12 protein-coding genes are annotated in these 14,529 nt (G+C 55.1%); 11 read left to right on the top strand and 1 reads right to left on the bottom strand.

What is annotated here, in order from left to right:
* The first annotated feature begins 324 nt into the window (after nucleotides 1–324).
* The 4 genes from pulA to secA all read left to right on the top strand — a co-directional run bounded on the left by pulA (nucleotide 325) and on the right by secA (nucleotide 6,212).
* Nucleotides 325–2,454, top strand: coding sequence for a type I pullulanase (gene pulA, locus I2D94_RS13720; protein WP_195397320.1), 2,130 nt, complete (start codon nucleotides 325–327; stop codon nucleotides 2,452–2,454).
* A gap of 146 nt (nucleotides 2,455–2,600) precedes the next feature.
* Nucleotides 2,601–3,344 carry a PHP domain-containing protein gene (locus I2D94_RS13725; RefSeq protein ID WP_195397321.1) on the top strand — a complete coding sequence of 248 codons (744 nt, stop codon included), beginning with the start codon at nucleotides 2,601–2,603 and terminating at the stop codon, nucleotides 3,342–3,344.
* Nucleotides 3,345–3,482: 138 nt separating this feature from the next.
* Nucleotides 3,483–3,836 carry a hypothetical protein gene (locus I2D94_RS13730; protein WP_195397322.1) on the top strand — a complete coding sequence of 118 codons (354 nt, stop codon included), beginning with the start codon at nucleotides 3,483–3,485 and terminating at the stop codon, nucleotides 3,834–3,836.
* A gap of 27 nt (nucleotides 3,837–3,863) precedes the next feature.
* Nucleotides 3,864–6,212, top strand: a complete 2,349-nt coding sequence (gene secA / locus I2D94_RS13735) for a preprotein translocase subunit SecA (RefSeq protein WP_195397323.1) — start codon at nucleotides 3,864–3,866, stop codon at nucleotides 6,210–6,212.
* 121 nt (nucleotides 6,213–6,333) lie between these two features.
* Here secA and I2D94_RS13740 read toward each other — a convergent pair whose 3' ends face one another.
* On the bottom strand, nucleotides 6,334–6,780 hold the full coding sequence (locus I2D94_RS13740; RefSeq protein WP_117893691.1) for a hypothetical protein: 447 nt from the start codon (nucleotides 6,778–6,780) through the stop codon (nucleotides 6,334–6,336).
* Nucleotides 6,781–6,886: 106 nt separating this feature from the next.
* Here I2D94_RS13740 and I2D94_RS13745 point away from each other — a divergent pair, with 106 nt between their 5' ends.
* The 7 genes from I2D94_RS13745 (at nucleotide 6,887) to I2D94_RS13775 (ending at nucleotide 14,401) form a co-directional block, all read left to right on the top strand.
* A complete protein-coding gene (locus I2D94_RS13745; protein WP_006057602.1) occupies nucleotides 6,887–7,804 on the top strand; it encodes a transglutaminase domain-containing protein in 918 nt (305 codons plus the stop codon).
* A 92-nt stretch (nucleotides 7,805–7,896) separates the two neighbouring features.
* Complete coding sequence (nagA, locus tag I2D94_RS13750) at nucleotides 7,897–9,006, top strand: N-acetylglucosamine-6-phosphate deacetylase (RefSeq protein ID WP_195397324.1); 1,110 nt, start codon at nucleotides 7,897–7,899, stop codon at nucleotides 9,004–9,006.
* Between the two features lie 169 nt (nucleotides 9,007–9,175).
* Nucleotides 9,176–10,399, top strand: coding sequence for an MFS transporter (locus I2D94_RS13755; protein WP_229056889.1), 1,224 nt, complete (start codon nucleotides 9,176–9,178; stop codon nucleotides 10,397–10,399).
* Nucleotides 10,400–10,412: 13 nt separating this feature from the next.
* A complete protein-coding gene (locus I2D94_RS13760) occupies nucleotides 10,413–11,642 on the top strand; it encodes an MFS transporter (RefSeq protein WP_195397326.1) in 1,230 nt (409 codons plus the stop codon).
* 74 nt (nucleotides 11,643–11,716) lie between these two features.
* Complete coding sequence (locus I2D94_RS13765) at nucleotides 11,717–12,382, top strand: uracil-DNA glycosylase (protein ID WP_195397327.1); 666 nt, start codon at nucleotides 11,717–11,719, stop codon at nucleotides 12,380–12,382.
* Between the two features lies 1 nt (nucleotide 12,383).
* Nucleotides 12,384–13,613 carry a folylpolyglutamate synthase/dihydrofolate synthase family protein gene (locus I2D94_RS13770; protein ID WP_195397328.1) on the top strand — a complete coding sequence of 410 codons (1,230 nt, stop codon included), beginning with the start codon at nucleotides 12,384–12,386 and terminating at the stop codon, nucleotides 13,611–13,613.
* Entirely contained in the window at nucleotides 13,589–14,401 is an 813-nt protein-coding gene (locus tag I2D94_RS13775) for a hypothetical protein (RefSeq protein ID WP_195397329.1), read from the top strand. Before I2D94_RS13770 ends, I2D94_RS13775 begins: the two co-directional genes overlap by 25 nt.
* Nucleotides 14,402–14,529 lie beyond the last annotated feature (128 nt).

Here is a 14,529-nt window from a genome sequence, read left to right on the forward strand (position 1 = left end):
GAAATGAAGATGAGGGTCTTTTAAATTGAGAACAGATGCGATAGAATGAGTAATGGACATAGTGAGATTTCCTTTCTATATTGTGTGGTAACTTTATTGTAACGGAAATTCTTACCTATGTCTCTTTTTTTTATGCTCAAGAAAAAAAGGCGTTGGTTTCTACCAACACCAAAATTTATAGAACCCTAAAAACGCGGGATTTTCTTTTGGCTTTCGCAAAAAAGTCGGAGGGAAATGCTTGTTGTGCAGCGGTCTTGTCCATTATAATAGAAGAACAGGCGATTTGAAAAAGTAAAAAAGACGACATCAGAAAAGAGGGAACGTATGAAAGAGAATACAAGCATGGAAGCTTTTCTGGACGATTATGGGAAAATTGTAGTCTATTTGTCACAACGGTTTTATAACGGGAAAAGCGACCGGTTTTATCTGGAGCGGCCGCAGGGGGAAGCGACGGCGTGTCAGATCCGGGAGCTGGAATCGCATGAGAGCTATACGCGGTACACGCTGACCGGCCCGGCCGAAGTCCAGATTGGCGAATCGTTGGAAATTGTGGAGGAACACGGACACCGCGCGGTGCTGCAATACCGCCGGATCGTCCAGACCGCCCGGTTTGATCAGGATTTTGCGTATGAGGGTGAACTGGGGGCGTTCTGTGAGGAAACTCAGACACGGTTCGCGCTGTGGGCGCCGACGGCTTGCGAGGTGCAGCTGGATCTGCGTTTGGCCGGTAAGCAGGTGCTGGTCGCGATGACGCGGGGGGAAAAAGGTGTCTGGCGTTTGACGGTAGAGGGGGATTGGGATGGGGGAACCTATCTGTATCAGGTCAAGGTGAACGGCGAGCTTCATCTCAGTCCGGATCCCTACGCCCTCTCTTCGACTGCCAACGGCCTTCGCAGCGGTTTGGTCAACTGGAAACGGATGGCGCAGATGCCCAATTCCGCACTGCCGCCCTTTACCAGCTATACCGACGCCGTGATTTATGAATTGAGTGTGCGCGATTTTACTCATCAGGCCCAATGCGGCACCCGCACCCACAGTCAGTACCGCTCGCTGTGCGAAGTGGGGACGACGCTGCAGGGCAAGCCGACGGGACTGGATTATCTGGCTTCCTTAGGCGTGACGCACGTGCAGCTGATGCCGGTCGCTGATTTTGCGACGGTCGACGAGGAACATCCGGATCTGTTTTACAACTGGGGCTACGATCCGCTGCAGTATGGCTGTCCGGAAGGCAGCTATGCCAGCGATCCCAACGATCCGCGCTGCCGGGTGCGCGAACTGAAGCAGCTGGTCGCGACGCTGCATGCGCGCGGACTGCGCGTGAATCTGGATGTCGTGTTCAATCATCACTACGATATCCAGTTCTCCGCATTCGGCCAGTGCGTGCCCTATTACTATTTCCGCACTACGCCGTCGGACTTTCTGTCCAACGGTTCCTTCTGCGGCAACGATACGGATTCTCTGATGCGGATGATGCGCAAGTATATCGTCGATATTGTGTGCCGCTGGATCGAGGTTTACGACGTCGACGGCTTCCGTTTTGACTTGATGGGCATTCATGACGTCGACACGATGAACGCTGTCGTGGCGGCCGGCCGCAAGCTGAAGCCGGAGTTAATGGTCTATGGCGAGGGCTGGGATCTGCCGACGGCGCTCAACGACGATCTCAAGGCGTGCCAGCGCAACAACGCGAAAATGCCGCAGGTCGCGCATTTCAACGATTATTTCCGCGACGTCGTCAAGGGCAAGACTTCCGATTTCGACGTACAGGCCAAGGGCTATGCGACGGGCAATTTATATCAGGCTCACGATATGCCGTCCGCCCTGTGCGCCAATACGCTGAACAAGGAAATGTATAAGATTTACCAACAGCCCTCCCAGAGCATCAACTATGTCGAATGTCATGACAACGCGACGAGCTGGGATAAGATGAAGGACTGCTGCAAGGATGAGGTGCGGGAGATCCGCGTCAAGCGTCAGAAGCTGATGATCGCCGTGACGCTGGTCGCCCAGGGCGTGCCGTTTTTGCAGAGCGGTCAGGAATTCTGCCGGACGAAATACGGCTATCACAATACCTACAATGCGCCGGACAACGTGAACCAGATCGATTGGGAACGCAAGAACCGGCACGAGGAGGTCGTGGAATATACCCGCGACTGTCTGCGGCTGCGCAAGCTGATCCGTGCGTTCCGCTTCGCCAGCGCCGAAGAAATTGAAAGCCATGTTCATTTTGAAGTGACGGAAAGCCAGATGCTGCTGTATCAGCTCAATGATGTGGAAGCCTATGGCGGCTATCAGACGATCAAGGTGTTCTTCAACCCTTCGCCGGCCGTCCAGTATGTCGAGCTGGAGGAAGACTATCAACAGATCTTCAATGAAGCCGGCCTGCTGACGACGCCGGTCATGGTCCGCAATCTGGCGGTCAATCCGATCACGATGGTGGTCGTCGTCAAATAATCTCAAGGCGCGGGCAGCCGCGCTTTTTCGTTTTTGACAATCAGCCGGTCAAAACTGCTTTCCAGACGGATCAGAAACAAGGAGAGCGAAGATGCTGAGATTTTCATAAAGAGAGGCGAAGCGGCGGCTTCGTAAGGAGGATAACGATGATTTCAAATGTTCATTCCCATTCCCGCTGGTGCCGGCATGGCCGGGGAACGCTGGAAGAGTATGTGAAGGAGGGGCTGCGCTGCGGCCTGGAAGAAATGGCGGTGTGCGAGCATGTGGCCAGCGAAGAGCCGATGGGTCCGCGGATGACCTGGGGCGAAATGCCGGCATTTCTGGCGGAAGCCGATGAAGTTATTGGCCGCTATGGCGATCAGATCTCTCTTTTCAAAGCTTTGGAATGCGAATATTTCCCGGAAGAAATGAATCGGTTTGCCCAGCTGCGCGATCATCAGAACGTGAAGCTGTGGATTCTGGGGCAGCATGAAAGCGCCGATCATCGTTACGATTATTTTGCGATGCAGGACCGGGATCGGGAAACGATGCAATATACCGAAGATGTGATCGCCGCACTGAACACCGGATTTTTTCAGCTGCTCGCCCATCCTGACGTGATCATGGTGAATTACGAGCAGCCGACGCCGCTTCTGCTGGAGTGCATGGATCGGATCTTTGCGGAATGTGAAAAACGGAACGTGGCGGTGGAAATCAACGCGAATGGCCTGCGCCGCTCGGTTGGCTATCCCAACGCCAAGATCTGGCAGCTCAGCAAGCGCTACAAACTGACGACGATCATCAGTTCGGACGCTCATGATCCGCGCAATCTGGTCGACGGCGCGGTGCGTCAGGCCGAACAGCTGGCAGTGGACTGGGGAATCACAGTGACACCCAAACTGACGTTTTAAACAGGAAGCGAATCCAGTGAAACGACGCTGTTTCGTGGGATGGAACTGACTTTGCGGCGTGATTGCCAAAGTTGCTGAAACAGTGTATGATTAAACGGATATCAATTTGAAGCGGAAAGCGAAAGGAGGCGGAAGCCAATGATCCCTGCTTTTTTACGATGGCTGTCGCTGAGCTTCTGCCTGCTTTTATCCTGGGGTTTGCTTGACGTACCGCAGACCCTGCTGCCGCAGCCGGCCCTGACAATTCAGACGGAGGCGGCCGGCGAGAAGGAAGCGCAGCTGCAAAGCGCGGAAACGCTGAATAAGAAGAAAACCACGGGGCCTTCGACGCCGTTAGCGACCGGCGGTGTTCAGCCGGTCTTGGCTTTGATGCCGGACAGCTTGTGGAACGCCGTGCCGGTGATCGAGCGGGCAGCGCAGGTGGCAAGACCGAAGATTCTGGCCGTGCCGGTTGGCCGGCTGGCCCCGCCCTTTCCTGTTTGGATCATTTAAAAAAAGGAAACAAACAGGAGGAAAATCATGAATCTTTTACAATCACTAAGTCCCGACGGCCGCCAGTTAGCCAAAGCTGAGAAGCTGGCGAAGAAAATTGAAGCGCTGAGCGGGGAATACAAAGCCCTGAGCGACGCTGAGCTTCAGGCAAAAACCAGTCAGTTCCGCCAGCGCTTAAGCCAGGGCGAAAGCCTGGACGAGCTGCTTCCGGAAGCCTTCGCCACTGCGCGCGAAGCGGCTGAACGGGTGATCGGCGAGCGGCCCTATCCCGTCCAGCTGATGGGCGGCGTCCTGCTTCATCAGGGCGATATCGCGGAGATGAAAACCGGCGAAGGGAAGACGCTGACCTCAATTCTGCCCGTCTACCTCAACGCGCTGGAAGGCCAAGGCGTGCACGTCGTGACCGTCAACCCTTATCTGGCTCACCGCGACGCCCAGTGGATGGGACAAATTTATCAGTTTCTGGGGCTGAGCGTCGGCTGCAACGATCGCACTCTGACTTCAGCGCAGAAACGCGCGGCGTTTGCCTGCGACATCACCTATACGACCAACTCCGAGCTGGGTTTTGATTATCTGCGTGACAACATGGTCATGAATCTCGAAAGCCGCGTGCTGCGCGGACTCCATTTCGCGCTGGTCGATGAAGTCGACTCCGTGCTGGTTGACGAAGCCCGCACGCCGCTGATTATTTCCGGCGCCGGGGAAATGCTGGACAAGCAATATCTGATGGCCGATCAGTTCGTCAAGGCGCTGCGCAAGGATGAGGTTGAAGTCGATCATCAGGAACGTCAGGTTTATCTGACGGAAAAAGGCATCGTGCACGCCGAGCGGTTCTTCAAGGTCGCCCATCTCTACGATCACAGCCACGCCGATCTGGTGCATTATATCCAGCAGGCGCTGAAAGCCAATTATGTCATGATGCGCGATGTCGAATATGTCGTCGAGGACGGCGAGGTGATCATCGTCGATCAGTTCACCGGCCGTAAAATGGAAGGCCGTGAGTTCTCGGATGGGCTGCATCAGGCGATCCAGGCCAAGGAAGGCGTCGGGATCAAGCAGGAAACCAAGACGCTGGCGACGATTACCTACCAGAATTTTTTCCGCCTGTATGACAAGCTGGCCGGAATGACCGGTACGGCCAAGACGGAAGAACAGGAATTCTTAAGCATTTACAATATGCGCACGATCGTTGTGCCGACAAACAAGCCGATCGCCCGGATTGATTATCCGGACGCGGTTTATAAGACCAAAGGCGAAAAATACGACGCGATCGTGGAAGAAGTCGCACAGCTGCACGCCCAGGGCCAGCCGGTGTTAGTCGGTACCCCCTCGGTGGAAATCAGTGAAATCCTTTCCCGGCGCCTGACGCAGAAAAAGATCCCGCATCCCGTACTGAATGCGAAGAACCATGCGCAGGAAGCCGAGATCATCGCCCGGGCCGGGCAGAAGGGCGCGGTCACGATCGCGACGAACATGGCCGGCCGCGGCACCGATATCAAGCTGGGCGAAGGCGTCGTCGAGCTGGGCGGACTGGCCGTCTTAGGCACGGAACGGCATGAATCCAAGCGTATCGACAACCAGCTGCGTGGCCGTGCGGGCCGTCAGGGCGATCCGGGCTTTTCCCGCTTCTATGTATCGATGCAGGATGATTTCATCATTCAGTACGCTTCTGACTTGCAGAAGGAAAGCATTGCGAAGTTCTGCGAGGATAAACTGCCGGCGGAAAAGCTGCGCAAAACAATCGATCTGATTCAGAAGCGCGCCGAGGATCTGCATTACGATTCCCGGAAGCGCGTGCTGGAATATGACGATGTTCTGATGGAACAACGCCGGATTATCTTCGGCCAGCGCGATCAGATTCTCATGCAGGACGACTTAAGCGAACTGGTGAGTTCCCTGATGGATCAGGCGGCCGCCAGTCTGGCCGCGTCCCTGTTGAACGCCAAACGCGCCAATCCTGCGCAATGGGAAGCAGTGCTGCAGGAAACAGGCAAGACCTGGCTGCTCAGCGAAATCGATAAGGAGCTCGATCAGGCGAAGGACGAGAAGACCCTTCAGGCCATCCTGAAGCAGGAATTCCATCGTCAGCATCAGCTGAAAAAGGATGAAGCGCCCGAACAGATCGCCCAGCTGGAAAAGATGATTCTGCTTTCCGTGATCGACCATCAGTGGAACGACCACGTCGATTCGATGAACCGGCTGCGCGAGGGCATCTATCTGCGTTCCTACGCGCAGATTAAACCTGAGGACGCCTACCGTCAGGAAGGCTTTGAGCGGTTCACAAACATGATGGCCAACATTACCGATCAGGCGGTGCTGACGCTGCTGCACATTCAGAAGCGCGAGCCGCAGCCGCCGGTCAATCCGGAAGCTTAACTCTCGAATTCAAAAAATAAAAAAGAGAACGGCCGGTTTTCCATCTGGAAATTCCGATCTGTTCTCTTTTATGATGTCCTGGCTTAAGCTGACGATCACTCTGTGACTTTAACCCACGCGGTCATCCCAGCATCGCCGCGTGGACCTGGCCTTCGTGGGAATAAATCCGCAGGCAGCTGCCGCCCTCGTCGCTTTTCATAAAGCAGTCGGCGATCACATCGGTTTCCGCATCGGTCCGGGTTTCGATCACCGTTTCCATGAGTGCCTGCAGCGACGGTTTGTCCGTGATCACCCGGTATTCCGCCATTAAGATAAACGTCGGCTTGGATGCCTGCGATCCATCGAAGTCATAATGCACAGTGTTCAGGCAGTCGTCGAAGCTGCGCAGCGCTAATTGCCGATACGGCGGGTTCATCATGTGGCGCAGGAAATCATACGCCTTTTCCTTATCCGGCGCGACGACGCACAGCCGCATCAAACCCGTCACCGCTTCGGGACATTGGGCGAAATCCGCCGCGGCCGGGCGGTAATCCATCATTTCTTTTAAGGACATGGTTCTTTGAAGCATGAGTTGCGCCTCCTTTGCGTTCTTATTATACAAAAATTGAAAGGGAAACGAAAGAAAGAAATCCGCGGGACGTGGTATACTGAAACCGTGAAAGGGGACAGGCGGTATGAAAAAGAAATGGAAATGGCTTTTGGGTTTGTGTTTTATGTTGACAGCCTGTTCCGGAAAGTCGCTTGCGCTGCCTGAGGTTCTGGGCGGCAAGCGGGAAACAGTGACGTTCAGCGATTCGCTTTATCGCCCTGATCAGGAATTTGAAAAGATCAGCTGCGACGTCCGTGAGGGATGTTATGCCGTGGACAGCGAGATGGAAGCAGGACTGCTGATCGGCAATCTTGTCCGCAGCGGCCAGCGGGAAGCTGCGATCGTCGCGGATGAGGATCTGGATCTGGATAAAATTTTCATCTATGCCTTAGCGCTGTCGCCTTCAACCTTTGAAGCTCAGTACACGCAGCGGCGGATGATGAACGGCACGCGCCGCACGATCTTCACAGTCACGATGGAGGATGAGCAGCAGCTGCAGCGAAACCGCGTTCAGGCCCGCCGCATCGTGGAAGAAAACGTGAGTGCGGAAATGGATCAGACGGAAACGATCCGCGTGCTCCACGACTGGCTGGTGCTGCATACCCAATACGACGAGGAAGCCGTCGCCTTGAATGAAGAAGAACGCCGTCAGAGTCTGGCTTTCCGCGCCTCCGGCGTCTTTGAGCGGGGGAAGGCGACCTGTTCAGGTTATATGGAAGCGATGGATCTGCTTCTGGAGGCCGCCGGGATCGGCTCCATCCGCGTTTTCAGCAATACGATGGATCACGCCTGGAATCTGGTCAGTCTGGATGGGGAAATGCGTTACCTCGACGCGACGTTTGACGATCCGGTGCCGGATCAGCCCGGCCGGGTGATGTACGACTTTTTTCTGATCGAGCCGGATACGCTGAAACAACGGGGGAAATACGAATTCGACCCGGCCACGCCGACGACGATTTCCCAGACGGAATACGAAGCTTTTTTCAATTATTGTCTGCGGTGAAAAGCACGGTTGCGCCGTGTCTTTTTTTGGGTTCAGTGGACAAGCCTGAAAGAGGTGATATACTGAAACTAAAGAAAAAGTGGAGGTACAATATGATCATTCAAAGCACTCACGTCTGGATTCATGATTGTCTTCAGCCCGCTCAGCTGGAAATTGCCAACGGTCTCATTCAAGCGGTTTTGCCCTATGGGGAAAAGCAGCCGGATCACGATTATCAGGATCTGTGGATTCTTCCGGGATTCATTGATATTCACACGCACGGCTGGAACCGCTGCGAGGCAGGCAAACCGACGCTGGAAGCCATGCGCCGCTGGCAGAAGCACATGCCGGAAGAAGGCGTGACCGCGTTTCTTGCGACCACCGCGACGCAGAGCCAGCGCCAGAACGAACAAGCCCTGCCGGTTCTTAGAGAAGCGATCGAAGCCCCGGGGGAAGGGGCGGAAATCCTGGGCATCAATATGGAAGGCAATTTCATTTCGCATCAGTTTCATGGTGCGCAGGATCTTTACACGATCGTTAAACCTGATCCGGAGGTACTGCTTCACTATCAGGATTTAGCCGGCGGGCATATCATGACGGTGACCTGCGCCGTTGAGTTTGATGAGGATTATGCGTTCGTTAAAACGGCCGCCGCGCATCATATCCGCGTTTCCTGCGGTCACAGCGGCGCCAGCTTTGATCAGGTCAAGGACGCCGTCGCCGCCGGAGCTACCGGCATTACACACTGCGGCAATGGGATGCGGCCCTTCCATCATCGCAATCCGGGGATTTTCGGCGCAGCCTTGAATCTGGACGAACTCTACGCGGAGGTGATCGGCGACGGAATTCATGTGCATTTTGAAACGGCGCATCTGATCGGAACGATGAAAGGCGCAGATAAACTGATCCTGGTCACCGATTCCGCTGAATGCAAGGATGATCCGGCGGCTGCGCAGTACAGCCGGGAAGGCGCGTTCCGGCTGCCTGACGGAACTTTATTCGGGTCTGCCTTATATGTGAATCAGGGCGTGGATAACCTGCATCGCAAAGCCCGGCTGCCGCTGGTAACGGCGATTCATGCGGCGACGATCAATCCTTCGCGCTATTTGGGGGTCGATGACCGTAAAGGCTCACTGGAGACGGGAAAGGATGCGGATCTGGTCGTCTGCGATGAAAACATTCAGCTGAAAGCAGTGTACTGCAAGGGGGTTCGTCAGGCTTGATAAGCAGTTTTCCCACTGCCTAAGATAATTCAAAGAGAACCGGAAAAGACTGTCTTCTGCAAAAGACTGAATTCCGGTTTTTTTATTCATTTTCCGGATTGACAACGTGAATGGTTGTGCTATGATACTCAAGACCAAAAAGGAAATCATTTTCCAGGGGGATTGTTTTATGAAAGCGCTGAGCTCCAACGAACGTCTGTTAATCCTGATCAACTGTTTTTTCAACCTCGCCAACGCGATGTCGGCGGTCTTCATGAATGTTTATCTGTATGCTTATACCGGATCGCTGGTGGTGATGTCGATCTACACGATCGTGCGCATCGGCCTGTATCCGTTCTTCTTTACCATCGGCGGCAAGTGGGCGCAGAAGCACCGCTTCTCGCAGACGCTGACGACCGGATTGATCCTCATCATGTTCAGCCTGTTGTTTGTGCTGGGCGCCAGCGATGCATTTGAACGCATTCCGCAGCTGGTGTACGTCGTGGCGGCGTTAGTCGGCATGGGCGAAGGACTGTACTGGCTGAGCATCAACAGTCTGAACCAGATTGTTTCAACGGCGAAAACCCGCTCGCTGTTTATTTCCGACATTGGCATTTTCAACAACCTGTCGGCGATCATTGCGCCGTTGATCTCGACTTTTATTATTGAACTGGCCGGTACAGATACGGCGGGGTATGTCGAAATCTTCAAGATTGTCTTAGTGATCTACGGTCTGATCGCACTGCTTTCCACACGCGTCAGCGCCCGCAGCGCCAGCCACAGCTTCTCCGTGCTCCGGCGCATGCGGCTGGACGATCCGCAGTGGCGTTACTGCATGATCTCAACTTTTCTTTATGGGATGCGTGATTCGCTGATCTTAACGCTGGCCGGTCTGTTAGTGTATAACGCGACCAACGGCAGCGGCAGCGCTTATGGCAAGCTGCTGGCGGTCTTCGCGGTGCTGACGATTCTGGCCTATGCCTGGGTATCGCGGACGATGCGCCGCAGCAACCGGATGCGCTATTATCAGATCGGTTCGCTGTTAATCGCATCCAGCACGATCGTGCTGGTGCTCTGGCCGTCGCTGGCGGGAGCCATCTATTACGGGGTGGTCAACGCGATCGCCACGCCGATGTATGCCAATCCGTATACGATCATCATGATGAATGCGATCCAGGACTACGCCGCGCAGGAGAATATCGTCGGCCGCGTGATCGCCAAGGAAGCCTATCTGTCGATCGGCCGCTGCCTGGGCATGGTGCTGATCGTGCTGTGTTCCCTCCTTTTGCCGGAAACGCTGTATCTGCCGACAGCGGTTGTGATGTGTTCGCTGTTCCCGGTCATTCTGACGCTGTATGCGACGGTTTATCATCGTGAACGCGACCGGCAGAAGCAGCTGGGCCTTGTAAAGTAGGGGTTGGTTAAGCATGCTTAAGCAGAAATTCACGCGTGATGAAACGACGACGATCCTCATCGCCTGTCTGTTCAATCTGGCCAACGCGATGTCGGCGGTGTTTATGAACGTCTATTTGTACGCCTATACCGGCTCGTTAATCGTCATGTCGATCTACACGATCGTGCGGATCGGCTTGTTTCCCTTTTTCTTCACCCTCGGCGGCAAGTGGGCGCAGAAGCACAGCTTTGCCGGACCGTTGGCCACAGGCCTGGTCTTCATCATGCTCAGCCTGTTGTTCGTGCTGGCGGCGCAGGATCAGTTTGCCGTGCATCCGGAGCTGGTCTACGGCGTGGCGGCGCTGACGGGAATCGGCGAAGGCTTGTTCTGGTTAAGCCTGAACAGTTTGAATCAGATCGTGTCCTCGCCCCAGTCCCGCTCCCGCTTTCTTTCCAGCGTCGGCATCTGCAACAACATCGCCGCAATCGCTGCGCCGCTGATCTCGACGATGATCATTGATCTGGCAGCTTCGGATACCGCGGGCTATGTGGAAATCTTCAAGATCGTCTTAGTGATTTACGCCGGGATCGCGTTGATCTCGCTGCGCGTCAAGGCCCGCAGCGCGCCGCAGCCGTTCTCCGTGCTGAGACGGATGAAGCTGGACGATCCGCAATGGCGCTACTGCATGATCACGACGTTCTTCTACGGCATGCACAACTCGCTGTCGCTGACATTGGCCGGATTGCTGGTGTATAACGCAACCCAGGGCAGCGGCAGTACGTATGGCAAGCTGCTGGCGTTCTTCGCGCTGATCTCGATTGCGGCGTTCGCGTTGGTTTCGCGCGCCATGCACCGCCGCAACCGCATGAGGTTCTACCGGATCGGTGCCGTACTGATCGCTTCCAGCGCCGTCGTGCTGGTGCTCTGTCCTACATTGGGCGGGGCCGTCTATTACGGCGTGGTCAACGCGCTGTCGACGCCGATGTACGCCAATCCGTATCAGATCATCGTAATGAACGCGATCGCCGATTACGCCGCGCAGGAAAATATCGTCGGCCGGGTGATCGTGCGGGAAACCTACCAGTCGATCGGCCGCTGCCTGGGGATGGCGGCGATTGTGCTGTGCTCCTGGATTTTCCCGGAAACACTCTATTTGCCCGTCGCCGTGATCTTCTGTTCCCTCTTTCCGATCGCGATGGCTGTTTACGCGACGATCTATCATCGCCGGCGCGATCAGCTCAAAGCGCAGGGATTGGTGAAATAGGACGAACAGTGCTATAATGAAACCGGAAAAAATCCGGTTTTTATTTTGTCAGGAAGACCCTAAGGAGGAGCACAATGTTTCAGAATGAATGGACCCCGTTTTTGAAAGAGGAATTTCAAAAGCCTTATTTCCAGCAGTTATCCGCTTTTCTGCGCCAGCAGTATGCGACGACGAAGGTGTATCCGCCTCGTCTGCAGGTGTTCTCGGCGTTTGAATTTACCAACTATTCCGACGTGAAGGTCGTCATCCTGGGGCAGGATCCTTATCATCAGCCCAATCAGGCGCATGGAATGTGTTTCTCAGTGCGCAAGGGCGTCAAGGTACCGCCAAGTCTCGTTAATATTTATAAGGAACTGCATGACGATCTGGGCTGTACGATTCCCCATCACGGCTATCTGATGAAATGGGCTCAGCAGGGCGTGTTTCTGATGAACACTGTGCTGACGGTCGAAGATTCCAAACCGCTGTCGCACCGCGGCAAGGGGTGGGAAGAATTCACCGACGAGGTCATGCGCAGGCTGAACGACCATCCTGATCCGCTGGTCTTTATCCTGTGGGGCCGCAACGCGCAGGATAAGGGCCGCTGGATCACCAATCCGAAGCATTTGATCCTGAAATCGCCGCATCCTTCGCCGCTGTCGGCCAGCTACGGCTTTTTCGGCACGCATCCATTCTCCAAGGCCAATCAATTTCTGATCGATCATGGCCGCGCGCCGATCGACTGGCAGATTGAGGATTAAGATGACGACAATTCAGGAGGCCGTCGATTGGATTACAGCCCGGCATAATTTTCACCATGGCTTCGATCACTTCCAGCGGTTTATGGCCAGCCAGGGTGATCCGCAGGACCAGCTGCGTGCGATTCATGTCGCCGGCACCAACGGCAAGGGCAGCACCGTCAGTTATCTCGCCAGCGTCCTGCGCGAAGCCGGCTATACCGTCGGCACGTTCACCTCGCCGCATCTGGTCGCCCATCAGGACCGGATCCGGATTCAGGAGCGCTGGATCGACGACGCCACGTTTGTCCGCTATGTCGATACCTACCGGGATTTACTGGAACAATGGGATCTGGCGATGTTTGAGATCGATTTCTTTTTCGCCTGCCTGTGGTTTATCGAACAGAAGGTTGACATCGCGGTGATCGAGGTGGGGTTGGGCGGTCTTCTGGACTCGACGAATACGCTGCGTCATCCTCTGTGCAGCGTGATTGTGTCAATCGGCCTGGATCACATGGAACGCCTAGGCAGCACGGAGGAAGCGATCGCCTTGCAGAAAGCAGGGATCATCAAACATAACGGGCTGGTCGTCAGCGGCGTGACGCAGCCGGAATGCCAGGCGGTGATCGAAACGGTCTGCGCAAAAAAGCAGGCGCGGCTGATTTCGGTGGCTCCCGTTACGGTTCAGCCGGGATCTGAGGTTCACTTTACGATGGAAGATCAGACCTATACGCTGCATACCCGTGCTCAATATCAAGCCCGCAACGCGGCGGTGGCCCTGACGTGTCTGCGGACCTTGAAGCAGCAGGGAGAGTTGACTCTCAGTGAGGAAGCGCTGCGCGAAGGACTGCGGAAAGCAGTCTGGGCCGGCCGGTTTGAAGTTCTTCAGGAGCATCCGCTGACGATCATCGACGGGGCGCACAATGCGCCGGGAATTCAAGCGCTGTGCACGTCCGTTCAAGATCTGCCCCATCCGCGCGTCATCGTGTTTACCGCGTTAAAGGATAAGGAAACCGAGGTCATGGCCAGACAGCTGAAACAGATCAGCGACAGCCTGATCATCACGCAATTCGACTATTTCCGTGCCCAGAGCGGTGCGCAGCTGGTGATCGAAGGCAGTGAATTGATCGAAGACTGGAAAACCGCGGTCCGCACAGCCCGCGACAAGGCCGGGGCTGAGGGCACGGTAGTGATCACCGGTTCGCTGTATTTTATTTCCGAGGTTCGCGCGTGGCTGATGAACGCCGGTTTGTGAGAACCGCGCGGCGCTGGCAGCTTCTGTACTGGCTGGGAGTGATTTTACTCGTCAGCGTTCTGGCGGCGGATTTTATTGTTGAGAACAGGCTGGGTATCCGCAGTCACCGCGGCACCCTCGCCGGTGGTTTCTTGTTTGCGTTTGCGTGGTGGTTTGTGATCAAACCGACCCGGCAGCGGTTTGTGGATGTATGCCATCAGGCTGGCTTTCAGGCAGAGCTGAACCGGCAGTTTGCGAATGTGAGCGCGGTGGAGCCTTCCGCGCTGGATATCGGCTGGGACAGACAGCTGGGGCTGGATCCTGCCCGCTATCGCTGCGAGTGGGATTGGGCGGTTCAGGGTGAAGCGCAGGACATCCCCTTTCAAGTCGGGCGCTTTACGCTGCGGCGGGAAAGCGAGAAACAGCCGGTGATCAAAAACGGATTGTGGATTCAGCTGAAGCGCTGCGGAAACAGCGGGGATGGCTGGCGGCATCTGCGCGGCGGCTGCTGGTATCCCTGCGGGCAGTCTCTGCCTTCCTTTGCGGAAGTGTTAGAGCCAAAGGAAGGTCAGGTTCTGAGGGAGTTCGGCAAGCAGACGCTGCAGGACTGCGGGTTTGGCTTGGATGAGCTGTTAGTTCGCGTACAGAACGATCGTTTGATCCTTGCCGTGCGTGAAAAACACCCGGTCCATGCCGCGGCGATGACAGGAAAGTGGGATTTATCAAAAGACGCTGACGGGACACGCTGCGCAGCGTTGATCAAAGCCTCCGCAGAAATGATCTTAAATCAGGAAATGATGCAGAAATAACGGGATTTTGACCGTTATTTTATTTTTTATCAGTCTTAAATTGGAAGCGGTTACGGCACAGGTAATCATTTTAGTCAAAAATTGAATTGATTGAGAGCAAATTGATTTTCCGGGATGGAATGTGAAAA

The sequence above is a fragment of the Holdemania sp. 1001302B_160321_E10 genome (assembly GCF_015552275.1).
Taxonomy (GTDB): domain Bacteria; phylum Bacillota_I; class Bacilli_A; order Erysipelotrichales; family Erysipelotrichaceae; genus Holdemania.